The organism is Nocardiopsis protaetiae (assembly GCF_045446735.1).
GTDB lineage: Bacteria > Actinomycetota > Actinomycetes > Streptosporangiales > Streptosporangiaceae > Nocardiopsis > Nocardiopsis protaetiae.
The window spans coordinates 1-22,306 of record NZ_JBJJBV010000160.1; the positions used below are offsets into that span (position 1 = coordinate 1).

The following is a 22,306-nucleotide window of genomic DNA, read 5'->3' on the forward strand; positions in this document are numbered from 1 at the left end:
TGACTACAGCCTTCATGGTTTCCCCTCCATTTTCAGGCGTTGACTTGTTTCTTCACTGGGGAGATGGCGCGAAATGGGATCGGTGGGGGAGTCTCGGTGCCGGGGTGGGGTCCCGGCACCGCTAGGCCAGACAGCGCAGGATGTGGAAGCCCTCGCCGAAGGCGACACCGGCCTGCATGCCCCGCAGGACGGCCAGGCTGCGCAGGGTCAACTCCGAGCGGGTGTGCGGGTGCCTGTGGCTCTGCGACCCGTACAGCTCCATGCCGAGGAGTTTGTCCCCCATCTCCTTCTCGGACAGTTCCACGATGAGGTTGGGGGAGGGCGCCTGCTCCAGCCGCCACTGGTCGGCGGCCTCCTCGTAGGCGAGCACCAGGCGGGGGTGGTGGCGCAGCTCCCTGTCGGAGGGGCGCAGAGCGGTGTGCACCGCCTCGGCCGTGACCTGGTGGTCCTGGTTGTAGCTGGTCCGGTGGGGGGCGATGATCACGGTCGGGCGCAGGCGCGACACGGAGAGCGGGCTGGTGCTCTCGATGATCTGGGTGAGGTCCACGCGGGGAACGGCGTCCAGTCTCAGGTGGTACTCGTCGCCGGGCAGCGCCATGTGCCAGTCGTCCCAGTCGAAGTGGTCGGCGACCTTCTTGATCTCCGCGTAGCGCTCCTCCGCGGTGGAGAAGCCCTTCGGCGACTGGTCTGCGGTGTCCCCGACGGTCATGAACTGCACGAAGACCTCGGCGCCTTCGGCCTTGGCCTTGCTCATGAGGCCGCCGCAGCCGAGCGTCTCGTCGTCCGGGTGGGGTGCGAAGACCAGGATGCGTTCCTGGGACCAGTCCGTCGTCATGCTGGTTTCCCGTCCTTTACCGAGTGTTGGGGGCACGCGCCCGCGAGAGGTGCGGCGGTGGGGCCCCGGGTGGACAGGCGGCCGCGGTGCCGCCACGGGGAGATCGGCCCGTGTGAGATCAGCTCTGTGTTCTCGCCCGACGGAGGATCTCCAGGGCGTCGGGACCCGCGTTGAGCAGCAGGTCGAGCGCCGACAGTCGGGGAGCGAAGTCCTCGGCCTCCCGCTGGTGCTGGCGGTAGACCGGGTGCCGGAACCCCTGCCACTCGACGTCGATCCCGTAACGCAGCAGGATCTGCGGGTCGAGGTAGTCCCGGGCCCCGTCGCCGGACAGCAGGATGTCCGCTCCGGCCTTGGTACAGATCTGGGCCAGCAGTTCGCTCTTGTGGCCGGGGAAGTCACCGATCTCGCTCGCGCGCAGGATCGGCGTGTCGATGCCGAATCCGCGCATCACCATCCGCATCGTGGCGATGGCCAGGTCCGCGAGGTTGTCCCACTCGGTCTCGTACAGGTGGGCGATTTCTTCCTTGTAATCGTTCCAGTAGGGCGTCTTGGAGTAACAGTGCTCTGCCAATGCCTTGTGGTGCTTGGTCCTCCATTTCTGAGTGTTGTCAATCTCTTTGTCCAGAATGAGGTCGTCTCGACTGCCTTGGGTCACCGGAACTGTCAATAGCACCGGACGGCCACGTCCGGCCACATAGTTCCGGTTTTGCCATCCCCGGCGTTCGAACTGGACCGTATCGAGGACGACGAAACGGTCGCAGCGGTCGAGCTTGTCGACCATCCCCAGCCACGGCAGGTAGTGCGGCTGGTGGATCGCCACCCGGACACGGTGGTCCGGAGAGGAGTCCGGGCCGGTCAGAAGGTCGGCGTCGGGCCCTCGATCCGAATCGGCCGGAGCGGGATCGGGTGAAGGGGAAGCAGGCTCGCCGATCACTCCGGGCACTCTCCTTGTCTCCGTCCGTTTCGGATCACGGGGGCCCCGACGGATCGGGGCCGTCCGGGGATAAACCGACGGCGCGTGCGCCCTCGGTCCCCGTTCCCAAATATCTTCTAATGGGTACCACTTCACGCAAGCCCGTGTATACGATTTCCGTGGCCTACATAGGACGCGAACTCGGGTGAACCCCTCCAGGTGGCAGGGCGTCAACCTAACGCCGACTTAGCGGGTTAATGTCGGTCCGAAACCGCTGACTTTCGGGAGGGGTCCCAAGGCTGTGCGTATCGTGCGTTTCGTCGGCGGCCTGCTGATCGGGCTGATCGCCCTGGCACTTGCCGCCGCGCTCTTCATACTCTGGTTCGACTTCGCGACCGACATGGCCGCCGCGGCCGGACTCGGCCCTATCGGGTACGTGTTCCTGTGGCTGGCCTTCGGCGCCAACCTTCTGCTCTGGACCGTCGTCGGGCTGCTGCGCCTGGGCGACGACTCCGTGCGCGCCGTGCTGCGGCGCGACACCACGGCCGACGACCGTCGCGCCGTCCGCTCCCGCGAGCGCGTCCTCGTCGGCGCCGGTGCCGGCGGGGGCGGTGCTTCCGCCGGTGTTTCCGAACCTGGGAGCGCCGTGGCCACCCGGGACGGGGAGGACCCCCGGGACGCCACCATCGCCGTGGTCATCCCCGCCCACAACGAGGAACCGGTCATCCACGGGGCCATCGGCTCCGCCCTGGGCCTGTTCCCCCGGTGGGACATCTACGTCGTGTCGGACTCCTCCAAGGACTCCACCGCGGAGATCGCCGCCAAGACCGGCGTCAACGTCCTGGAACTGCTCACCAACCGCGGCAAGGCCGGGGCCATCGAGGCGGTCATCGAGGAGTTCGCGCTCACCGAGAACTACGACGCCGTGCTCATCCTCGACGCCGACACCGAACTCGACGAGGGGTACGTGGACGGGGTGCGGCGCCAGCTGCGCGACCCCAAGGTCGCCGCCGTCGCCGGGTTCGTGGTGTCGGAGTGGAAGCCGCACGAGCGGACGTTCGTCGGGCGGATGATCTCCGCCTACCGCGACCGCCTGTACTTCATGCTCCAGTACTTCATGCGGTTCGGGCAGACCTGGCGCGGGACCAACGCGTCGTTCATCGTCCCGGGCTTCGCCAGCGTGTACCGCAGCGAGGCGCTGCGGGAGGTCGAGATCAACCCCAAGGGGCTGGTCATCGAGGACTTCAACATGACGTTCGAGGTGCAGCACAAGCGCCTGGGGCGGATCTCGATGCGGCCCGACACCAAGGCCTACAGCCAGGACCCGTTCACGTTCTCGGACTACCGCAAGCAGGTGGGGCGCTGGACGCTGGGGTTCTGGCAGACGGTGCGCAGGCACGGCATCTGGCCCAGCACGTTCTGGGTGTTCCTCGGGCTGTACATCCTTGAGGTCGTGGTGGTCTCGGTCATCCTGCTGCTGACCACGCTCATCGCCGGGTTCGTCCTGGTGGGCACGCTCGCCGGGGAGGCGTTCGTCGCGGTGCCCTTCGTGGGGACGTCGTTCACCGCGGTCTCGGCGTTCCTGCCGCTGACGGCGCTGGCGATGGGGCTGCTCATCCCCGACTACATGCTCACCTGTGTGATGACCGCGGTCCGGCGGCGGCCGTCGTACCTCGTGTACGGGCTGCTCTTCTTCCCGATCCGGGTGGTGGACGCGTTCATCACGCTCAAGATGATCCCGCGGGCCTGGACCGCCAAGTCGGACGGCCGGTGGGCGAGCCCCGACCGCGTCGCCAAGAAGTGAGCCCGCGCGCGGTGTCGAGGGGCACCGCGCGATACGGGGGTACCGCCGTGTGAGGGGCGGCGGATGTGGGGGACGGCACGCGCCACCCCGGGGACGGCCGGTTCCGGACAGCGTTTAGCCTCGGAAAAGGACCCCGGAACTTCGCGGGGTGCGCGTCGTCTGAGTGGGTGGAAGCAACGGTGGACAAGAGCCGTGTGTCGTTGGGGTTGTACCGGGTGCTGGCCTATGTGACCGGTGTCTTCCTGCTGGGCCTGACCTTCGTGGCCATGCCCGCCAAGTACCTCATCGGGGAGACCGCGCGGTTCTCCCTGATGCCGGCGCCGTTCGGGCTGGAGCAGTGGTTCGGGCCTGAGTCGCCGCTGATGCTGTTCATCGCCATGCCGCACGGCTACATCTACATGGTGTACGTGCTGGTGGTGCTGTGGGTCGCCCTGGACCGCCGCTGGAGCGCGCCCAAGACGCTCGGGGTGGTGCTGGCCGGGACCGTCCCGATCCTCGGCTTCGTGGTCGAGCACCGGGTGGTCAAGACGGAGAAGGCCAAGGAGGCGGCCGCCGCCCCGGCCGCTCAGGAGCCCGCGGCCGCCGGCTGATCCTCGCCCGGCCGGGCGCCCGGACCCGGGGCCTCCTCCGACTCGGAGGGGGCCTCCTGTGCGTTCCGGGCCTCCCGGGCGTCCGCCAGCTCACGCCGCATCAGCAGGACCCAGAACACCAGGGCGGAGACGCCGAACATCGCCCACTGGACGGTGTAGCTCAGGCTGCGCCAGTTGACCGTGAACCCGGTGGGCGGCTCGGGCGGCGGTACCGGGGTGAGGCCCTCGGCCGCGGGGTCGCCCTCGGGCAGGATGACGTACCCCTCGTAGAGGGGGTGGTCCCACTCGTTGACCAGCAGCGACGTGGCGATCCGCTCGATCGTCCCGTCCTCGGTGGCGACCGGGGTGAACCCGCCGTCGGAGACCGGCGGCAGCAGCCAGCCGGTGACGGTGATCTCGTCACCGGTGACCTCGGGGACCTCGCCGCCCTCGGGGATCCAGCCGCGGTCGACGGTGACGGCGTCGCCGTCGGCGGTGACCAGCGGCAGGATGACGTCGTGGCCGCGGACGCCGTCCCGGGCGCTCGGCACCAGCAGCGTGTCCTCGGGGGCGTAGCGGCCGGTGACGGTGACCGCCGTGTTGGCGAAGGTGTCCGGGTGCATGTACTCGCCGGGTTCGAGCAGGCCCTCCAGCGGCACGGCGGCGGCGAGGTCCTCCACCGGGTTGGTGATGACCTCGCGGTCCGGCTCGAAGGCGCGGACGAACTGCCAGGCGGTACCGGCGACGCACACCACGGCGACCAGGAGGATGCCGAGGTGGATGCCGAGCCATCGGGGACTGAGCAGCGGTGATCTCACCCGACCAGGCTATGTGCGCCTCCGGAGGGGTCGGTCATGACCCCGGGTTGACACTGCCCACGGTGCCTTGGGCTGGTATCGACGCAGGAATGGCGATCACTTTAAGTAAGTTCTCGTGACTGAGGGTTGTCTACCGAGGTCGGGGTGGGTAGTGTCTCTATCAACGCGGAACGACAAAGTCGCTCCGGAGCCCCAGGGGCACCGAGCGCACCGAGCCGCCCGCGTGCGGACCTTACAGGCCGCGACTCCAGGGGGGAGGAGTCGCAGGCCGTTTCCCAGGCGAGGGACGCTTCCGTACTTTGAGGGGGGATGCGGAAGCGGCCCTCGCCGCCTTTTGCGGCGGGGTGCGCCTTCGGGCGCACCCCGTTCGCGTGCGCGGGGTGTCACCGCCGACCGCCCGGACTTCGCAGATCTCCACGTTCTTGTCCCCGGTCACCCGGTGGACCGCGCGCCAGGTGTCGCGGCCGACGATCGGCTTGCGGAACCCCGTGAGCTCTCCGCCCGGAGGGTATCCGGCTTGCGGGTCCTGCTCCAGGAGCAGGACCTTTTCGAGGACCTCGGGCACGACGTCCGGACCGAGGCGGCGCGGGCAGAGGTCAGCCCTTGCCGCGCGTCCTCTGCCATCCCTCGTGGTCCCAGTCGCGGGCCAGGGCGGCGAAGTGCTCCAGGTCCGCGGTGCGGTGGTGCCGGGTGGTGCGGCGGTGGCGTGCGGTGTACTCCCGCAGGGCCGGGTCGACGACCTCGTCCTCGGTGTCCGCCCCGGAGAGCCTCATGGCCTCTCGGAGCACCTCGTCGTCGATGTCGATCCGGGTCGGGGACATGTCCGCCTCCGCGCGGTGGCGGCGGCGGGTGCCGCCGCCACCATGATGGCGGGTCAGCCCATGGTCTTCTGGCCGTCGAAGGACTCGCGGATGATGTCGGCGTGGCCGCAGTGCTGGGCGGTCTCGCGGAGGATGTGCAGGAGCACGTCGCGGACCGACCAGACGGCGCCCGGCTCGAACCACGGGGCCTCCGGGAGTGGGTGGCTCCCCTCCAGGTCGGGCAGGGAGAGGACGTACTCCTCGGTCGCGGCCGCGACGAGGTCGTAGCGGGCGAGGGTGCCCTCCAGGGTCTCGCCGTCCAGCAGGCGGAAGCTCTCGTCCTGCTTCTCCCAGGTGGCCGGGTCGGTGTAGTCGACCGGCTCGGCGGGCGGGCCGTCCTGGGCGAACCGGATCCAGTTCTCCTCCATCTGCATCACGTGCTTGACCAGGCCCGCCAGGGTGAGCTCGCTGTCGGTGGTGCGCCGGGTGGCCTGGTCGTCGTCCAGCCCCCGGACCGCGTACCGGAGGAATCCGCGCTGGTCCGCGAGCGCCTTGAGGAGGGAGGTGCGCTCGGTGTCCGTGATCGTCGCCATCATGGCCGCCTTCCGTGTCGCCGTCTCGGTGGTACCACCCTAGAAAGCGTGGAGGTCAGGTTCTGTCCTCCACTGGCGGCGAATGTGAGTGGGATCTCGGCGCTTGCGGATACCCTGGCGTTCTGGCGACTCGGAGGCCTTCATGACCATTCCGCTCCAGTACCGGATCGACGGACCGCGGCACGCGCCCGTCGTGCTGCTCGTCCCACCGTTCGGCACCACCCTGTCGGTGTGGGAGCCGCAGATGCCCGAGCTGACCCGCAACCGCCGGGTCCTGCGGATCAACCACCGCGGCCACGGCTCCTCGCCGGCCGCGGGCGGCTCGTGCGGGGTCGAGGACCTCGCCCTGGACGTGCTGGCGCTGCTGGAGAGGCTGGAGCTGACCCGGGTGTCGGCGGTGGGCGCCGGGTTCGCCGCCTCGCTGGTGGTGTGGATCGCCGCCAACTCGCCGCGCACCCTGGAGCGGATCGCCCTGCTGGCCGCGGCGCCGCGCACGCCCCCCGCGCACAAGTGGAGCCGCCTGGCCGACCGGGTGCGCGAGGCCGGGATGGAATCGGTGCTGGCCGACGTGTCGCTGCCCTGGTTCACCCCCGACCTGGTCGGGGAGCGTCCCGACGTGGTGGAGCGCTTCACCGGGGAGCTGGGCCGGGTCGACGCCGCCACGTTCGCGTCGATGTGCGACGCGGTGCACACGATGGACCAGCGGCACCTGGTCGCGGGCGTGCGGGTGCCCGCCCTGGTCGTGTCGGCCGCGCACGATCCGCTGCTGCCGCCCGGGCACGGCCGCAGGCTCGCCGACGGTATCTCCGACTCCCGGTTCGACGTCGTCACGGGCGCCGCGCACCTGCTCGGTGTGGAGCGGGCGGACCGGGTCAACGAGCTGCTGGTGGAGCACGTGGCCCCGTGATCCCCCCGTGCCTCAGATGAGCGGGCTGCTGATCTCCAGCAGGTAGCCGTCCGGGTCGCGGAAGTGGGCGGCGCGGATCCCCCAGGCCGTCCAGTCGCGCGGCGCCATCACCTGGCGCGCCCCGTCGGCGACCAGCCGGGCGGCGGTGGCGTCCACGTCGTCGACCTCGAACACCACGGCCATCCGGTCCTGGTGGGGCAGCTCGGGGTCGGCGGTGTCGGTCTCCAGTGCCTCGGCCATGACCTCGCGCTGGTTGAGCGCCAGGCGGGTGGTCGAGTCCACGTCGAACTCGGCGTAGCGGCTGTGCTCGTCGCCGCGCAGCACGGGGAGTTTGAGCACGTCGGAGTAGAAGCGGAAGCAGGCCTCGTAGTCGTCGACGAGTAGACGGATGTAGCTGCAGCGCATCTCGGGGGCCTCCCAGCGGGGTCTGCGGTCGTCGGCACCAGTGTGGCGCCTCGGGGTGGCGCCCTTCCTGAGTATCCGTACCCGGTTTCCGGGTCCAGGGGGTACCGACACGGGGGCCGGAAGGATTTCCGCGGGCTGTCCGGATGCGGCCATGCCCCGTGCCGAGCTGCGTTTTCTCCGGGGATAGTCCACCTGCGGCAGGCCGTATCAGCCCTGCGTCGATGTGTAGCGCTTGTTCTGTTGAATGTAGTACATGTACTATCAAGCGCAGTAGAGAGACGACAAAGGAGGTGCGGCCATGACGGAGGTCCGAGCACGTTCGGTGGCCCGGGAGGTGGCGGACGGTACGCCCGGGCAGGCCGCGATCACCGTTCGGGGCCTGCGCATGAACTACGGGACGACCGAGGTCCTGCGCGGCGTCGACCTGACCGCCCGCCGCGGCGAGGTCGTCGCCCTCCTCGGCCCCAACGGCGCCGGCAAGACCACCACCATCGAGATCCTGGAGGGCTTCCGGGCCCGCTCCGCCGGCGAGGTCGAGGTACTGGGCACCGACCCCGCCCGCGGCGACGAGCGCTGGCGGGCCCGGATCGGCGTGGTCATGCAGTCCTGGCGCGACCACGCCGCCTGGAAGGTCCGCGACCTGGTCGACCACTTCGGCCGCTTCCACGCCCCCTACTCCGAGCCCGGCCGCCCCCGCCCCTACGACACCGACGAGCTGCTGGCCTCCCTGGGCCTGACCGAGCACGCCCACAAGCGGCTGCGCACCCTCTCCGGCGGCCAGCGCCGCCGCGTCGACGTCGCCCTGGGCCTGGTCGGCCGCCCCGAGCTGCTCTTCCTCGACGAGCCCACCACCGGGCTGGACCCCCGGGCCCGCCGCGACTTCCACGAACTCGTGCACCGGCTCGCCGACGAGGACGACACCACCATCCTGCTCACCACCCACGACCTGGCCGAGGCGGAGAAGCTCGCCGACCGCGTCCTCATCCTCGCGGGCGGGCGCATCGTCGCCGACGGCAGCGCGGACCGGCTGTCCTCCCTGGTCGGCATGCAGAGCGAGGTCACCTGGACGGTCGACGGCGCCCGCCACGTGCACGCCACCGACAACCCGGCCCGGCACGTCGCCGAGCTGTACCGGGTGCACGGTGACGCGGTCACCGACCTCAAGGTGCTGCGCCCCTCGCTGGAGGAGGTCTACCTCGACCTGGTCCAGCGCTCCGAGTCCGGCGACGCCGAGCGCGCCGCCGCCGAGTTCGCCGAGGAGATCCGATGAACCCCGTCCTCAACTCCGTCCGCGCAGGCTTCTCGCGCGGCTGGACCGAGTTCAAGAACTCGTTCTCCAGCCCGGGCGAGGTCGTCGGCGGCTACCTCGCCATGCCCCTGGTCTTCATCGCCCTGACGCTGTTCGTCGGGGACGACACCGTCGGCGACTCCGACACCCCGGTCGCCGCGATGATGATGGCCGGCGGGACGACGATGCTGCTGCTCATGTTCGCCACCGCCACGGTCGCCCAGCTCATCGGCAGCGAACGCGAGGACGGCACCCTGCTGCGCGCCCGCGTCGCCCCCGGTGGGATGGTCGGCTACGCGGTCGGCAAGACCTGGCACCTGGTCACCATGGCCGCGGCGGCCCTGGCCCTGATGCTGGCGCCCGGCCTGGTCATGGTCGACGGGTTCGCGGTCCAGGGCCTGACCGGGATGTTCACCCTGGTCTGGGTGTCGGTGCTCTCCCTGGTCGCGCTGGCCCCGCTCGGTGCGGTCATCGGCGCCACCCTGAGCAACCCGCGCACCGGAGTCGGCCTGATCATGCTCCCGGTGATGGGGCTGACCATGATGTCCGGGGTCATGTTCCCGATCTCGGTGCTGCCCTCCTGGTTGCAGACGGTCGCCCAGGCCTTCCCCGTCTACTGGTCCGGCCTGGGCGTGCGCGCCGCGCTGCTCCCCGAGGCCCACGCCGCCGCCGAGCTCGCGGGGTCCTGGCAGCTGCCGCAGGTCGCCGGGGTTCTGGCACTGTGGGCGGTGGTCGGGTTCGCGGTGGCGCAGCGGGTGCTGCGCCGGATGACCCGCAAGACGTCGGGATCGAGGGTCCAGCAGGCCCGGGAGAAAGCGATGCAGCGTGCCTACTGAGAAGAAGAAGGCCGGGAACGCCGAGGCCATCTACAACCGCATCGCGATGCTGCGGGCGGAGCGCGACGTCTCCCGGCGCCAGCTCGCCGAGGCCCTCGGGGTGCACTACCAGACCGTCGGCTACCTGGAGCGGGGCGAGTACAGCCCCAGCCTCCACCTGGCCCTGCGGATCGCCCACTACTTCGAGGTCCCGGTGGAGGTCGTGTTCTCCACCGAGCCCTTCCCCCGCATCGGCGGCTGAGCCGCCGCACCCGCCCGCACCACCACGAAGGATCGCCATGTTCATCGGACAGCCGAACGACCGCACCCAGGAGCGCATCCGCGCCATGATCGAGAACCCGCGGCGGCGGGCGTTCTGGGCGGCGCGAGCGCGCCGCCGCGCCGCGGTGGCCGTGTTCGTCGCCGTCACCCTGGCGGCGGCGGTGGTCCTCGCCCTGCCCCTGGTCGTCGACATCCCGTGGTCGCTGGGCTGGACGTTCGGGTTCGTCGCCCTGCTGGTCGTGAGCGCGGTGATCTCCACCCACATCAACCTGGCCGCCCGCTGGGTGGCGGGCTACCACGGGCTGGACGAGTTCCAGCGGGCGGAGATGGACCGGGCCACCCGGCTCGGCCACCACGTGACGGCCGTGCTGACGACCCTGCTCATTGCTGTGGCCGCGGGGTTCGCCACGGCGGCGCCCGGAAGCGACATGGACGCCGAGCTGCCGCTGGCCGTGCTGGCGCCGCTGGTGGTGGTCACCGCGATGGCCCACGCCGCGTTCCCCGCCTGCTACCTGGCCTGGACCCGCCCCGACGAGGTCCCCGACGACGAGGACGAGTAGGCGGGACGGCGGCAGGTCACCGGCGGCCGGTCACCAGATGTCGGGGCCGGCCCAGCCGTAGGTGTCGCGGTGGGAGACGGCGGCGAGCTCGTCCTCGGAGAGGACGCGCGGCTCGCCCAGCTGACGGGCGCGCAGGTAGGCGGCGCACAGCCAGTCGAGCAGGCGCAGGTTCTCCAGGGCGTGCTCCAGGCCCCGGCCCAGGGCGACCCCGCCGTGGTCGGCCAGCAGCGCGGCGTCGCGGCCCTTGAGGGCCTTGACCGCCTGGTCGGCGATGTCGCCGCTGCCGTAGGTGGTGTAGGGGGTGACCGCGATCGCCCCGCCCAGGGCGGCGGCGCGGTGGTGGATCGGCGGCAGCTCGACCAGCACCGAGGACACGGCGACGGTGTCGGCGGTGAACGCGTTGACCAGGGCGGTGGCCTCCCGCCCGTGGTCGGCGGCCTGCCGGTGCACGGCCATGTGCAGGGTGGTCTCGGCCGCCGGGTCGCGGCGGCCCTCCAGCATCCGGTCGTCCAGCGACATCACCGGGCAGTCGGCGGGCTGGACCTGGTCCAGGGGGACCCCGTGCGGGGTGACGACGACCAGGTCCCCGCTGCGGACGCTGAGGGTGGCGGATTCACCGGGGGCGATACCGGGGAGGGCGGCGAGCGTGCGGGCGGTCAGGCAGACGTCCCGTCGTTCCTGCTCCAACAACATCTGGTGATTTCCTCAAGGGTGCGCGGTCGGGACCCGGGGGCGGGCCGTCGGTGCCGGACGCCCGCAGACCGGGCGAACCACTTAGGTACACCTAAATGTACGTCAAAGACTCTTCCCGGTATTCCCCAGGTCCGGGCGTGGGCTCCACCGCAGACCCCCGCGGGCGTGGTCTTTTACGCCTGAGGTCGCGTGATGCGGACCACGGCCGACAACGCCTTTCTCGGGCATTTGCGCTGATCAGGCCCGGTGTGTGGGCGTTGTGACGCAAGTGCCCTATGAGGAGAGGTTGTTTGTGACCAGCGGACGAGGGCACACCGGGCCCGTGAAAGAACGCCACGACACCCTCCCGGCGGCGCCCTACCTGGCGCCCCCGGGCTCGACCCGCGCCACCAGCATCCACATCGACGGCGAGTGGCGGCCCGCCCTCGACGGCCGGGTGCGGGAGATCATCGACCCCGCCGACGCCTCCGTGCTGACCGTCGTCAGCGAGGGCGGCCGGGCCGACACCGAGGCCGCGATCGCCGCCGCCGAACGCGCCTTCGCCGGCCCGTGGCGCCGCACCACGGCGGGCGAACGCGCCCGCCTGCTGGAGCGCGTCGCCGACCTCCTCCAGCGGGACCGCGCCGAGATCGCCCTGGAGGAGTCCCTCGACACCGGCAAGACGGTGGAGGAGGGCGGCATCGACGTCGACGACGTCACCGAGGTCTTCCGCTACTACGCGGGCCTGGCCGACAAGGACACCGGCCGCCTGGTGTCCGCGCCCGAGGGCGTGCAGAGCAGGATCGTGTACGAGCCCGTCGGCGTCTGCGGCCTCATCACCCCGTGGAACTACCCGCTGCTCCAGCTCTCCTGGAAGCTCGCCCCGGCCCTGGCCGCCGGGAACACCTGCGTGGTCAAACCCACCGAGGTCACCCCCGTCACCAGCCTCAAACTCATGGAGCTGCTGGTGGAGGCGGGCGTCCCCGCCGGCGTCGTCAACCTGGTCACCGGCAGCGGCCCCGAGGCGGGCGCGCCCCTGTCCGACCACCCCGGCGTGGACCTGGTGTCCTTCACCGGCGGCCTGGCCACCGGGCGGCGGATCATGGCCGCCGCCGCGCCCACGGTCAAGAAGATCGCGCTGGAGCTGGGCGGCAAGAACCCCAACATCATCTTCCCGGACGTGGACCTGGACACCGCCGTGGACTACGCGCTGGCCGCCGCGTTCTTCCACTCCGGCCAGGTCTGCTCGGCCGGGGCCCGGCTCATCGTGCACGAGGACGTCCACGACGCCTTCACCACCGAGCTGGCCCGCCGCGCCGACGCCATCCGCATCGGCCGCGGCCAGGACGAGGGGGTGCGCTGCGGCCCGCTGGTGTCGGAGCAGCACCGCGCCAAGGTCGAGGCCGCCGTGGCCCGCGGCGTCGAGGAGGGCGCCCGGATCATCGCGGGCGGCAGGCGCCCCGACGACCCCGGTCTCCAGGACGGCTACTTCTACCGGCCCACCGTGTTCGTCGACTGCGACCGCTCCATGGACATCGTCCGGACCGAGGTGTTCGGCCCGGTCGTCACCGTCGAGCGCTTCCGCACCGAGGAGGAGGCCATCACCCTGGGCAACGACACCGACTACGGCCTCTCCGGCGGCGTCTGGACCGACGACACCGCCCGCGGCGAGCGCGTGGCCGCGGCCCTGCGCCACGGCACCGTGTGGATCAACGACTACGGCCCCTACTTCCCCGGCGCCGAGTGGGGCGGGTTCGGCCGCAGCGGCATCGGCCGCGAACTCGGCCCGTCCGGGCTAGCCGAGTACCGGGAGGCCAAGCACATCTACCGCAACCTGGCACCCGAGCCGCAGCGCTGGTTCGGCTGACACGGATCGATCTCCCGGCATCCCCCGGATTGGACAACGAGAGGAACCAGGCCGTGTCCCACGACCTCACCTACGACTACGTGATCGTCGGAGGTGGCACCGCGGGGTCGGTGCTCGCCGACCGGCTCACCGAGGACCCCGCCACCACCGTCTGCCTGATCGAGGGCGGGCCCGACGACCGGGACCTGGAGCACGTGCTCCGCCTGCGCGACTGGTTGAGCGTCCTCGACGGCGACCTCGACCTCAAGTACACGACCACCGAGCAGCCGCGCGGCAACTCGCACATCCTGCACTCCCGGGCCCGCGTGCTGGGCGGCTGCTCCTCCCACAACACGCTCATCAGCTTCCGGCCCTTCGCCGAGGACCTCGACGACTGGGTGGCCGCCGGGGCCGAGGGCTGGGACAACGCCACCGTCCAGTCCTACGCCGACCGGATCAAGTGCAACATCGTCCCGGTCGCCGACAAGGACCGCAACACCATGGTCCGCGACTGGGTGGAGTCGGCGGCCAAGGCGACCGGCGTCCCGGTCGTCGAGGACTTCAACGCCCTGACCTCGCACGGCGGCGGGTTCGCCGAGGGCACCGGGTTCCTGTCCATCGCCTACGACCCCTACACCGGGTACCGGTCGTCGGCCTCGGTCGCCTACCTGCACCCGATCATGGACGTCCGCGACAACCTCACCGTGCTGTTGGAGACCTGGGTGGACCGGGTCGTCCTGGACGGCGACCGCGCCACCGGGGTGGAGGCGACGGACAAGGACGGGGCCCGCATCTCGGTGTCGGCGCGGCGCGAGGTGATCCTCAGCGCGGGCGCGATCGACACGCCCCGGCTGCTGCTGCTCTCGGGGATCGGCGGCGCCGAGCACCTGCGCGAGGTCGGGGTGGAGCCCCGGCACGACCTGCCCGGCGTGGGCGAGAACCTGCTCGACCACCCCGAGTCGATCATCATGTGGAAGACGACCAGGCCGGTCCCGCAGAACACGGTGATGCACTCCGACGCCGCCCTGTTCGTCCGGCGCGACGACTCCGACCCGCGCCCGGACCTGATGTTCCACATCTACCAGATCCCCTTCGACGACAACACGAAGCGGCTGGGCTACGACTCCCCGCCCGACGGGTACGCGGTCTGCATGACGCCGAACATCCCGCGCTCGCGCTCGCGCGGCCGGCTCTACCTCACCAGCGCCGACCCCGAGGACAAACCCGCCCTGGACTTCCGGTACTTCACCGACCCCGACGGCTACGACGAGCAGACCATCGTCGACGGCATCAGGATCGCCCGCCGGGTGGCCGAGGCCGAACCGTTCCGCTCCTGGATCGAGGCCGAGGTCGCCCCCGGGCCCGGGGTACGGACCGACGAGGAGCTGTCGGAGTACGGGCGCCGCGCCGCCCACACCGTCTACCACCCCGCGGGCACGTGCAGGATGGGCGCCGCCGACGACCCGCTGGCCGTGGTCGACCCGCGGCTGCGGGTCCGGGGCCTGCGCGGGCTGCGGATCGCCGACGCGTCCGTGTTCCCGACCCTGCCCACCCCCAACCCCATGGTCATGGTCCTGGCCCTGGGCGAACGCGCCGCCGACCTGGTGCGCGAGGACCACCGCGAGGAGACCCGATGAGCGCCCCGACGACCGAACCCGCCACGCCGCCGGGCGACACCCGGAACGTCACGTTCTCCGTCCGCAACCTGTGGAAGATCTTCGGAAAGAACGCCGACAGCGTCATCGGCACCGACCTGGAGCGGGCCGACCGCGACCGGATCAAGGACGAGACCGGCTGCACCGTCGCGGTGCGCGACGTCTCCTTCGACGTCCGCCCCGGCGAGATCTTCGTGGTCATGGGCCTGTCCGGCTCCGGCAAGTCCACGCTCATCCGCTGCCTGACCCGCCTCATCGAACCCACCTCCGGGCAGGTCCTGCTCGACGGCGAGGACATCGGCGAGGCCACCCCGCAGCGGCTGCGCGAACTGCGCCGCCACAAGATCGCCATGGTCTTCCAGCACTTCGGGCTGCTGCCCAACCGCAAGATCATCGACAACGTCGCCTACGGCCTGGAGGTGCGCGGCATGGCGCGCCCCGAACGCTACGAGCGGGCCCAGCAGATGATCGACATGGTCGGCCTGTCGGGCTACGAGGACTCCCGGCCGGGCGAGCTGTCCGGCGGCATGCAGCAGCGCGTCGGCCTGGCCCGCGCGCTGGCCGTCGACCCCGAGGTGCTGCTGTTCGACGAGCCGTTCAGCGCCCTGGACCCGCTGATCCGCCGCGACATGCAGCAGGAGGTCATCCGGTTGCAGCGCGAGCTGGCCAAGACCTCGGTGTTCATCACCCACGACCTCCAGGAGGCGCTCAAACTGGGCGACCGCATCGCCATCATGCGCGACGGCGAACTCGTCCAGGTGGGCACCCCCGAGGAGGTGGTGGGGCGGCCCGCCAACGCGTACGTCGCCGACTTCACCTCCGACGTCGCCCGCACCACCGTGCTCACCGCCCGGTGGCTGGTGCGCGACGCCTTCCCCGAGGAGAGCACGGACGGGCCGGTGACCGAACCCGGCACCGTCCTGGCGCAGGTGCTGCCGATGCTGGCCGCCAGCACCGCCCCGGTGCGGGTGGTGGAGAACGGGACGCTGCTCGGCTACGTGGGCCGCGACGACGTGCTGCGGGCCATCGCCGAGGACCAGCTGGCCGACGCCTCCGTGGCCGCCGCCATCGAGGAGGAGACGGTGGGGGAGCTGTCCGAGGACCTCGTCGACCACGGCTCCGACAACCTGGTGGGCGACTCCGGCGACGAGGGGCCCAACCGGCTGGGGGAGGGCGACCCGGACCGGTCCGCGGATGCACCGCGGCCCCCGGCCGGCGCCGACCCCGAGGGGCACGGGGGTCCCGCACCGACCGGGGCGGGTGGCTGACATGGCCGTGACGACCCCGGCCGGAGGGCCCGGCGGATCCGACCCGGTGTACCGCGAACGCGAGGACCGGCCCCGGACGGCGCGCCGGGACCCGTCCGCGGCCCTGCGCTCCCCGTGGACGTGGGCGGCGGCGACCGCCGCCGTCCTGGTGGCCGGCTACTGGGCGGCCCGCCTGGCCTGGGGCGGCGGACCCGGCTTCCCGACCGGCCCCGGCCAGGGCTTCATGGCGTGGCTGGACGGGATCTACGCGTGGATCGTCGTCAACCGCAACGACAGCCCGCTGTTCCTGTACTTCTTCAACTACATCTCGGTGGGGCTGGGGTCGGCCGTCGTGCTGATCAACCGGTTCCTGGAGTTCCTGACCTGGCCCGGGGTGGTCGTGCTCGGCACGATCGTCGCCTGGCGGGTGGCCGGGTGGCGGATCGCGCTGCTGGTCCTGGGCACCTTCGCGGTGTTCGCCCTCACCGGGCTGTGGGACGAGTCGATGCGGACGCTGGCGCTCATCATCACCTCGGTGTCCATCGCCCTGCTGTTCGGCATCCCGCTGGGCGTCCTGGCCGGGCGCAGCGACCGGTTCCACCGCGCCATCCGGCCGGTGCTGGACTTCATGCAGATCATGCCCGCGTTCGCGTACCTGCTGCCGTTCGTGCTGCTGTTCGGCATCGGCGACCCGGCGGCGGCCGTGGTCACCGCGGTCTACGCGATCCCGCCCGCGGTGCGCATCACCGCGCTGGCCATCCGCGAGGTGCCCAGGGGCGCCATCGAGGCGACCACCTCGCTGGGGTCCACGCCCTGGCAGATCCTCGCCAAGGTGCAGCTGCCCTCCGCCCGGCGCACCATCCTGCTGGGCGTCAACCAGACCATCATGCTGGCCGTGTCCATGGTCGTCATCGCGTCGGTCATCGGCGCGGGCGGCCTGGGCGACGCCATCTACCAGGCGCTGTCCAAGGTCAACGTGGGGCAGGCGCTCCAGGCCGGGCTGGCGATCGTCATGCTCGCCATCGCCATGGACCGGGTGACCGGCGCCGTCGGGCACGAGACGGGCGGGGTCTCCAGGATCCCCGAGAGGTACCGGCTGCCGCTGCTGGGGGTCGACCTCATCGTCTTCATCGTCACCGTGACCGCGGCCCGGCTGCTGGGGGTGGAGGGCTGGCCGCGCGAGCTCTCCATCGACATCAGCGGCCCGGTGAACGCGTTCGAGGACTGGTTGCAGGCGACCGTCGGCCCGTTCACCACGGCGCTGGGCACCTGGACCCTGGACTGGGTGCTGGGCCCGCTGAGCGAACTGCTCGGCGGTTCGCCCTGGTGGCTGGTGGTCGTGTGCGCCACCGCGCTGGGCCGGATCTTCGCCGGGTGGCGCGCCGCCCTGGTCTGTGCCGGGTCGTTCCTGGTCATCGGCCTGCTCGGGGTGTGGGGCAACGCCATGGACACGCTGTCCCAGGTGCTGGTGGCGTCGGTGCTCACCGTCGCGCTGGGCGTGGTCGTCGGGGTGCTGATGTCGCGCAACGACGTGTTCGCCGCGATCCTGCGGCCCGTCCTCGACGCGATGCAGACCCTGCCGCCGTTCGTGTACCTCATCCCGGCGGTGGCGCTGTTCGGCATCGGGCGGGTGCCCGCCCTGGTGGCGGCGGTCATCTTCGCGCTGCCGCCGGTGATCCGCCTGGTCAACGACGGCATCCGGGGCGTGTCCCCGGCCTCCCTGGAGGCGGCGGCCTCCCAGGGGTCCACCAGGTGGCAGCTGCTGACCAAGGTCGAACTGCCGCTGGCGCGCGGCTCCCTGCTGCTCGCCGTCAACCAGGGGCTCATCCTCGTGCTGTCCATGGTGGTCATGGGAGCGCTGGTGGGCGCCGGATCGCTGGGCTTCGACGTGGTGTTCGGCCTGGCGCAGAACCAACTGGGGCTGGGTCTGGCCTCGGGTCTGGCCATCGTGTGCCTGGGCCTGTTCCTGGACCGGGTCACCCAGGGAAGAAGGAAGGTGCAGCGTGTCTAGGGGACCCCTCATCCGCATCCTGGCGGCCGCGACCGCGGTGGCCCTGGTCTCCTCCTGCGCGGTGCGCACCGACCAGCTCGCCCGGGACCCGGGCACGGTGCGCATGGCGCTCAACGGCTGGGTCGGCTACGAGGCCAGCGCCGAGGTGCTCGCGTACATCCTCCGCGAGGAGATGGACTACCAGGTGCAGCTGGTCCGGGTCGACGAGCAGCCGTCCTGGCAGGCCATCGACCAGGGCGTCATCGACGTCATCGTGGAGAACTGGGGCCACGAGGACCTCATGGAGCTGTACGGGCCCGAGGGCAACGGCACCGTGGTCGACGGCGGCTCCAACGGCAACGAGGGCGTGATCGGCTGGTACGTGCCCGCCTACGTGGTGGAGGAGTACCCGGAGATCACCACGCTGGAGGGGCTACGGGAGAACACCGACATCTTCCGGACCGCCGAGACCGGCGACCGGGGCGAGTTCCTGGGCGGCGCGCCCGGGTTCGTCACCCAGGACCAGGGGATGATCAACGCCTTCGACCTGGACCTGCAGATCGTGTTCGCCGGGTCCGAGCCCGCGCAGATCACCGAGGTGCGGCGGCGGTACGCCAACGAGGAGCCGGTGCTCTTCTACTTCTACGACCCGCAGTGGCTCCAGGAGGAGCTGGACCTGGTCAAGATCGACCTGCCGCCCTACGAGGAGGGCTGCGACGCCGACCTGGACTCGGTGCCGTGCGACTACCCGGCCTACGACCTGAACAAGATCTTCCGGGCCGGGTTCGTGGAGGAGAACGACCCCGCGTACCAGTTCCTGGACAACTGGACGTGGACCAACGAGGACCAGAACGCGGTGGCCCGGATGATCGCCGACCAGGGGCTCGACCCCACCGAGGCGGCCGAGATCTGGGTGCGCGACAACCCGGACGTGTGGCGGCCGTGGATCCCGGAGGGCTTCGAGAACCGCTGACCCGCGTCCCCCGGGCCGGGGGAGACCCCCGGCCCGGGGCCGCTCTTCGGCCCGGGCCGCCCCTGAACGGCGAGGTCACGGGAAGGCGCGGGATCGGTCGCGGTTTCGACGCGGGCCGGTCTCGGTCGGCATGACCGGGGGGCTTCGGGGGAATCGGGGCGTTCGTGCCCCTTGTCCGCGCGCCCGCGGGACGTGAGAATCATTCATGTTGTGCGGGCACCGACCCCCGGGAGGACCATGCGCTGGGACCGATTCGCCGTCGCGGTGGGAACGGTGCTGTTCCTGGACGCCCTGCGGGTGTTCCTGCCCTCGCTCACCACCCTGTTCGGGCGGGCGGGGGAGACCCCCGCCGAGCTGATGGGCCTGTACGCGCTGGCCTGGTTCCTGGCCCCCGTCCCCTTCGTCGCCGCGGCCCGGCGCCTGGACCCCGGGCGCACCGCGCTGGCCGCGGGCGCCGTGCTCGCGGTCGGACGCCTGGCGCTCCAGGCCACCGACGGCGGCGCGCCCCAGCTGTACCTGGCGTCGTTCCTGGTGGGCACCGGCGCCGTGTGGCTGACCGCCTGCGCCATGACCACCGTCGACCGGCCCCGGGCCACCGGGCACGGGGTGATGGTCGGCGTCGTCACCGGCGTCGCCGCCACCGCGGTCGTCCACACCCTGCTCAACACCGTCGACCTGGTCTGGCGCGACGGGTTCTGGCCCTGGGCCGGGGTGGGCGTCGAGGTCGCCCTGTTCGCCTGGGCCGGCATCGGGGCCTACCGGCACGGGTCGGGCCACAGCGAGCCCCGGCCGGCGCCCGCCCGGGCCTGGCTCGCCCTGGGACCGCTGCTGTTCCTGTCCGGGCTGTACACCGCCAACCCGGCCGTCGGCGAGGTCATCGGGGAGACGCCGGTCGCCGCCGCGCTGGTCGCCACCACCGCGGTCCTGTCCGTGATGGTCGCCGCCGACCCGCGCTGGTCCACCGGGCACCCCGCGGCCCCGTTCGCGGTCCTGGCGGGGGCGCTCGCCGTGCTGACGGTGTCGCCCACCCAGATCGGCGGCGTCCCCGGGGTGTGGCCCGGCTGGGCGCTGGCCGCCCTGCCGATCGGCCAGCTCGCGCTGGCCGGCTGCGCCGGGTGGGCGGTCCACCGGACCGGGCGGCCGACGCGCGCGGCCACCGGGTGGGCGGCGTTCGGCGGGCTGTTCCTGCTGGCGGTCGCGGTCTTCGGGTTCTACGCCGCCTACGACATGTACTACGACAACGCGGTGGTGCCGTTCCTGGCCCTGGTGCCCCTCGCCATCGCGATGAGCGGCCGCGGCCCGGTCCCCTCCCGCGCCGGGCGGCCCTGGCTGACCGCGGGGGCGGCCGCGCTCGCCCTGGTCCTCACCGTCGCCGTGCCGTCCTGGCACACGACCTTCCGCGGCGGGGCCGAGCGCGCCCACGAACCCGTGACGGGGCTGCGGCTGGCCGCCTACAACGTCCGCATGGGCTTCGGCATGGACGGGCGCTACGCCCTGCACGAGCAGATCGCGCTGCTCAACGGGGACATGCCCGACCTCGTCGTGCTCAGCGAGGTCGACCGCGGGTGGCTGCTCAACGGCGGCCACGACGCGCTGTCCCTCACCGCCGAACAGCTCGGCATGACCGCCTACTGGGCGCCCGCCGACGGGCCGCTGTGGGGCGACGCCCTGCTCACCTCCCGCGAGGTCACCGAGGTGCGCGGGCACACCCTCACCCCCAGCGGGCCGACCGGCGCCCAGGCGCTGGAGGCCGTCGTGCGCTGGGACGGCGGCACCGAGGTCAGCGTCATCGCCACCCACGTGCAGCCGGAGACCTACGACTTCACCGCCGAGAGCGCCCGCGCCCAGCTCCGGGACCTGGCGGCCATCGTGGAGGAGGCCCGCGCCCAGGGGCGGCCTGTCATCCTGGCCGGGGACCTCAACATCGAACCCGGAAACCCGGCGTGGTCGATCCTCACCGACGCGGGTCTGCACGACGCCTTCGAACGGCCCCTCAACACCATCCCGAGCCTGGCGGGGGAGCCCCAGGAGATCGACCACATCCTCGTCACCGAGGAGTTCACCGCGGCGAACCCGGCCAACCCGGACGTGCCGCACTCCGACCACCGGATGATCTCCATCGACCTCGACCTGGAGTGATCAGCGGCCGGGGCGCTCGTACCGCAGCCGCCGGGCCACCCAGTAGACGTTCACACACGACGCCGCGAACCCGGCGCCCAGCACCACCACCAGCCACACGGGCGCGTCCAGCACCAGCGCCGCCACAGTGCCCGCCGCCAGCACCAGGCACCCGAACACCGCCAGCACCAGCCGGAACCCCAGCGCGCTCGCCGGACGCTCCGGGCTCCCCAGCGGCCCCTTCAACCGTCCCCGCCGCAGCTTCTCTCGTCCCATCGTGACCACCTCCGGTCCCTACCACTACCCCTACCCCCGCCGCCCCCACACCCGCCCCCCGCCCAACGCCGCGGGGGCGAGATGTCCGGCGAATGGAGTGCTCGCCTGCCAATTGGGGAGAATGTCAGACAAGGAGTTGTCCTCGGTTCTACGCTGCACCGTATGGAGATGCTGCTCATGGAACACCAGATCACCATCCGCGAACTGCAGCGGAACACGGCCGAGGTCATCGACCGCGCGCGCAGAGGCGAGCATTTCCTGATCACCAGACACGGAGAGGTCGTCGGCCGACTCGTCCCGCCGGACCCGGCCGAGGAAGCACTGACCAGGGCGGTGAACAACGGGCTCATCGACCTCCGTGACCTGGAGTCCCTGCCCAAGGCGGAGGAAGCCGTCGGGATGCGCAGGGAGCCCTCTCCGCCCGGTACCCGTCTCGCATCCGACGCCTTGCTGGAACTGCGTGAGGAAGAGGACCGGTGAGGTTCGTCTATCTGGACACGTGTGCCGCGCTCAAGCTCTTCAAGGAAGAGGCCGAGTCGGAGGCTTTGGAACGCTGGTTGAACGACCAAGCCGGTGCCCGCCAGATCACCTCCTATCTGACCCGCACCGAACTCCGCCGGGCTCTGCACGCGATCGGCGCGCAGCCCGAGACCCTGGGCAGGGCCGCCGAGTGGCTGGCCAGGGCGGCTCACCTGCATATGCCCGCCCAAGTGTTCGACACGGCGGGCGATCTGGCACCGGGAACCCGCCTGCGGTCCCTCGACGCGTTGCACGTGGCCTGCGCCCTAGGACTCGGTGCGGCCCTGACCGGCTTCGTCACGTACGACGTGAGGCTGGCCAAGGCGGCGGAGGCCGAAGGCCTCCCCGTCGTCTCCCCCTCCCCATGATGATCGGAAGACGCGGGCTCACCTGAGCGCGGCTCGGCTGAGAACGCCGCGGG

Annotated in this window: 23 protein-coding genes; 15 read left to right on the forward strand and 8 right to left on the reverse strand. The window is 71.4% G+C overall.

Annotated features, from left to right (window positions below; translation table 11 throughout):
- Window positions 1–121 precede the first annotated feature (121 nt).
- Both ACJOT3_RS22380 and ACJOT3_RS22385 read right to left on the reverse strand, forming a co-directional pair.
- Entirely contained in the window at window positions 122–835 is a 714-nt protein-coding gene (locus ACJOT3_RS22380) for a PIG-L deacetylase family protein (protein ID WP_406975046.1), read from the reverse strand.
- Window positions 836–953: 118 nt separating this feature from the next.
- Entirely contained in the window at window positions 954–1,655 is a 702-nt protein-coding gene (locus ACJOT3_RS22385; protein ID WP_406975067.1) for a WbqC family protein, read from the reverse strand.
- Between the two features lie 394 nt (window positions 1,656–2,049).
- On the opposite strand from ACJOT3_RS22385, the gene ACJOT3_RS22390 reads away from it, so the two are divergent.
- Together ACJOT3_RS22390 and ACJOT3_RS22395 are read left to right on the forward strand one after the other, a co-directional pair.
- A complete protein-coding gene (locus tag ACJOT3_RS22390) occupies window positions 2,050–3,552 on the forward strand; it encodes a glycosyltransferase family 2 protein (protein ID WP_406975047.1) in 1,503 nt (500 codons plus the stop codon).
- A 179-nt stretch (window positions 3,553–3,731) separates the two neighbouring features.
- Complete coding sequence (locus ACJOT3_RS22395) at window positions 3,732–4,142, forward strand: DUF3817 domain-containing protein (protein ID WP_406975048.1); 411 nt, start codon at window positions 3,732–3,734, stop codon at window positions 4,140–4,142.
- Here the strand turns inward: ACJOT3_RS22395 and ACJOT3_RS22400 are convergent.
- From ACJOT3_RS22400 to ACJOT3_RS22410, 3 genes are all read right to left on the reverse strand, one after another.
- Entirely contained in the window at window positions 4,118–4,939 is an 822-nt protein-coding gene (locus ACJOT3_RS22400) for an SURF1 family protein (protein WP_406975049.1), read from the reverse strand. The two genes, ACJOT3_RS22395 and ACJOT3_RS22400, sit on opposite strands and share 25 nt — an antisense overlap.
- A 596-nt stretch (window positions 4,940–5,535) precedes the next feature.
- Window positions 5,536–5,760, reverse strand: a complete 225-nt coding sequence (locus ACJOT3_RS22405; protein ID WP_406975050.1) for a type II toxin-antitoxin system VapB family antitoxin — start codon at window positions 5,758–5,760, stop codon at window positions 5,536–5,538.
- A gap of 53 nt (window positions 5,761–5,813) precedes the next feature.
- Window positions 5,814–6,335, reverse strand: a complete 522-nt coding sequence (locus tag ACJOT3_RS22410; protein WP_406975051.1) for a DinB family protein — start codon at window positions 6,333–6,335, stop codon at window positions 5,814–5,816.
- Window positions 6,336–6,474: 139 nt separating this feature from the next.
- On the opposite strand from ACJOT3_RS22410, the gene ACJOT3_RS22415 reads away from it, so the two are divergent.
- Window positions 6,475–7,239: an alpha/beta fold hydrolase gene (locus ACJOT3_RS22415; protein WP_406975052.1), complete on the forward strand. Its 765-nt coding sequence runs from the start codon at window positions 6,475–6,477 to the stop codon at window positions 7,237–7,239.
- Window positions 7,240–7,251: 12 nt separating this feature from the next.
- On the opposite strand, the gene ACJOT3_RS22420 is transcribed toward ACJOT3_RS22415, so the two are convergent.
- A complete protein-coding gene (locus ACJOT3_RS22420) occupies window positions 7,252–7,644 on the reverse strand; it encodes a VOC family protein (RefSeq protein WP_406975053.1) in 393 nt (130 codons plus the stop codon).
- 298 nt (window positions 7,645–7,942) lie between these two features.
- Here ACJOT3_RS22420 and ACJOT3_RS22425 point away from each other — a divergent pair, with 298 nt between their 5' ends.
- From ACJOT3_RS22425 to ACJOT3_RS22440, 4 genes are read left to right on the forward strand one after another with little or no spacing between them, the layout of a single operon-like run.
- Window positions 7,943–8,914 carry an ABC transporter ATP-binding protein gene (locus ACJOT3_RS22425; RefSeq protein ID WP_406975054.1) on the forward strand — a complete coding sequence of 324 codons (972 nt, stop codon included), beginning with the start codon at window positions 7,943–7,945 and terminating at the stop codon, window positions 8,912–8,914.
- Complete coding sequence (locus ACJOT3_RS22430; RefSeq protein WP_406975055.1) at window positions 8,911–9,768, forward strand: ABC transporter permease; 858 nt, start codon at window positions 8,911–8,913, stop codon at window positions 9,766–9,768. Before ACJOT3_RS22425 ends, ACJOT3_RS22430 begins: the two co-directional genes overlap by 4 nt.
- A 46-nt stretch (window positions 9,769–9,814) precedes the next feature.
- Entirely contained in the window at window positions 9,815–10,009 is a 195-nt protein-coding gene (locus ACJOT3_RS22435) for a helix-turn-helix transcriptional regulator (RefSeq protein ID WP_406975068.1), read from the forward strand.
- A gap of 37 nt (window positions 10,010–10,046) precedes the next feature.
- On the forward strand, window positions 10,047–10,589 hold the full coding sequence (locus ACJOT3_RS22440; RefSeq protein ID WP_406975056.1) for a hypothetical protein: 543 nt from the start codon (window positions 10,047–10,049) through the stop codon (window positions 10,587–10,589).
- A gap of 30 nt (window positions 10,590–10,619) precedes the next feature.
- Here ACJOT3_RS22440 and ACJOT3_RS22445 read toward each other — a convergent pair whose 3' ends face one another.
- Window positions 10,620–11,282 carry a class II aldolase/adducin family protein gene (locus tag ACJOT3_RS22445; protein ID WP_406975057.1) on the reverse strand — a complete coding sequence of 221 codons (663 nt, stop codon included), beginning with the start codon at window positions 11,280–11,282 and terminating at the stop codon, window positions 10,620–10,622.
- Between the two features lie 322 nt (window positions 11,283–11,604).
- On the opposite strand from ACJOT3_RS22445, the gene ACJOT3_RS22450 reads away from it, so the two are divergent.
- From ACJOT3_RS22450 to ACJOT3_RS22475, 6 genes are all read left to right on the forward strand, one after another.
- On the forward strand, window positions 11,605–13,128 hold the full coding sequence (locus tag ACJOT3_RS22450; protein ID WP_406975058.1) for an aldehyde dehydrogenase family protein: 1,524 nt from the start codon (window positions 11,605–11,607) through the stop codon (window positions 13,126–13,128).
- 53 nt (window positions 13,129–13,181) lie between these two features.
- Complete coding sequence (locus tag ACJOT3_RS22455) at window positions 13,182–14,744, forward strand: GMC family oxidoreductase (protein ID WP_406975059.1); 1,563 nt, start codon at window positions 13,182–13,184, stop codon at window positions 14,742–14,744.
- Window positions 14,741–16,030, forward strand: a complete 1,290-nt coding sequence (locus ACJOT3_RS22460; protein WP_406975060.1) for a quaternary amine ABC transporter ATP-binding protein — start codon at window positions 14,741–14,743, stop codon at window positions 16,028–16,030. The genes ACJOT3_RS22455 and ACJOT3_RS22460 overlap by 4 nt, the downstream gene beginning before the upstream one ends.
- Window position 16,031: 1 nt before the next feature.
- Window positions 16,032–18,020 carry an ABC transporter permease gene (locus tag ACJOT3_RS22465; protein ID WP_406975061.1) on the forward strand — a complete coding sequence of 663 codons (1,989 nt, stop codon included), beginning with the start codon at window positions 16,032–16,034 and terminating at the stop codon, window positions 18,018–18,020.
- The gene (locus ACJOT3_RS22470; RefSeq protein WP_406975062.1) at window positions 18,013–18,972 is read left to right on the forward strand and encodes an ABC transporter substrate-binding protein; all 960 of its coding nucleotides are present in this window, start codon (window positions 18,013–18,015) and stop codon (window positions 18,970–18,972) included. The genes ACJOT3_RS22465 and ACJOT3_RS22470 overlap by 8 nt, the downstream gene beginning before the upstream one ends.
- A gap of 237 nt (window positions 18,973–19,209) precedes the next feature.
- A complete protein-coding gene (locus ACJOT3_RS22475; RefSeq protein WP_406975063.1) occupies window positions 19,210–21,111 on the forward strand; it encodes an endonuclease/exonuclease/phosphatase family protein in 1,902 nt (633 codons plus the stop codon).
- On the opposite strand, the gene ACJOT3_RS22480 is transcribed toward ACJOT3_RS22475, so the two are convergent.
- Window positions 21,112–21,366 (reverse strand): hypothetical protein, encoded by a 255-nt coding sequence (locus ACJOT3_RS22480; protein ID WP_406975064.1) that lies wholly within the window; start codon window positions 21,364–21,366, stop codon window positions 21,112–21,114.
- Window positions 21,367–21,528: 162 nt separating this feature from the next.
- On the opposite strand from ACJOT3_RS22480, the gene ACJOT3_RS22485 reads away from it, so the two are divergent.
- Both ACJOT3_RS22485 and ACJOT3_RS22490 read left to right on the forward strand, forming a co-directional pair.
- A complete protein-coding gene (locus ACJOT3_RS22485) occupies window positions 21,529–21,846 on the forward strand; it encodes a type II toxin-antitoxin system Phd/YefM family antitoxin (protein ID WP_406975065.1) in 318 nt (105 codons plus the stop codon).
- Window positions 21,843–22,253, forward strand: coding sequence for a type II toxin-antitoxin system VapC family toxin (locus tag ACJOT3_RS22490; protein ID WP_406975066.1), 411 nt, complete (start codon window positions 21,843–21,845; stop codon window positions 22,251–22,253). Before ACJOT3_RS22485 ends, ACJOT3_RS22490 begins: the two co-directional genes overlap by 4 nt.
- Window positions 22,254–22,306 lie beyond the last annotated feature (53 nt).

Excerpts from the sequence above, each read along its gene's own strand:
- ACJOT3_RS22485 (WP_406975065.1), top strand. The coding sequence starts at position 21,529 with ATGGAGATGCTGCTCATGGAACACCAGATCACCATCCGCGAACTGCAG.
- ACJOT3_RS22430 (WP_406975055.1), top strand. The coding sequence starts at position 8,911 with ATGAACCCCGTCCTCAACTCCGTCCGCGCAGGCTTCTCGCGCGGCTGG.
- ACJOT3_RS22465 (WP_406975061.1), top strand. The coding sequence starts at position 16,032 with ATGGCCGTGACGACCCCGGCCGGAGGGCCCGGCGGATCCGACCCGGTG.
- ACJOT3_RS22420 (WP_406975053.1), bottom strand. The coding sequence starts at position 7,644 with ATGCGCTGCAGCTACATCCGTCTACTCGTCGACGACTACGAGGCCTGC.
- ACJOT3_RS22440 (WP_406975056.1), top strand. The coding sequence starts at position 10,047 with ATGTTCATCGGACAGCCGAACGACCGCACCCAGGAGCGCATCCGCGCC.
- ACJOT3_RS22475 (WP_406975063.1), top strand. The coding sequence starts at position 19,210 with ATGCGCTGGGACCGATTCGCCGTCGCGGTGGGAACGGTGCTGTTCCTG.
- ACJOT3_RS22445 (WP_406975057.1), bottom strand. The coding sequence starts at position 11,282 with ATGTTGTTGGAGCAGGAACGACGGGACGTCTGCCTGACCGCCCGCACG.
- ACJOT3_RS22415 (WP_406975052.1), top strand. The coding sequence starts at position 6,475 with ATGACCATTCCGCTCCAGTACCGGATCGACGGACCGCGGCACGCGCCC.
- ACJOT3_RS22410 (WP_406975051.1), bottom strand. The coding sequence starts at position 6,335 with ATGATGGCGACGATCACGGACACCGAGCGCACCTCCCTCCTCAAGGCG.
- ACJOT3_RS22460 (WP_406975060.1), top strand. The coding sequence starts at position 14,741 with ATGAGCGCCCCGACGACCGAACCCGCCACGCCGCCGGGCGACACCCGG.
- ACJOT3_RS22435 (WP_406975068.1), top strand. The coding sequence starts at position 9,815 with ATGCTGCGGGCGGAGCGCGACGTCTCCCGGCGCCAGCTCGCCGAGGCC.
- ACJOT3_RS22380 (WP_406975046.1), bottom strand. The coding sequence starts at position 835 with ATGACGACGGACTGGTCCCAGGAACGCATCCTGGTCTTCGCACCCCAC.
- ACJOT3_RS22405 (WP_406975050.1), bottom strand. The coding sequence starts at position 5,760 with ATGTCCCCGACCCGGATCGACATCGACGACGAGGTGCTCCGAGAGGCC.
- ACJOT3_RS22480 (WP_406975064.1), bottom strand. The coding sequence starts at position 21,366 with ATGGGACGAGAGAAGCTGCGGCGGGGACGGTTGAAGGGGCCGCTGGGG.
- ACJOT3_RS22425 (WP_406975054.1), top strand. The coding sequence starts at position 7,943 with ATGACGGAGGTCCGAGCACGTTCGGTGGCCCGGGAGGTGGCGGACGGT.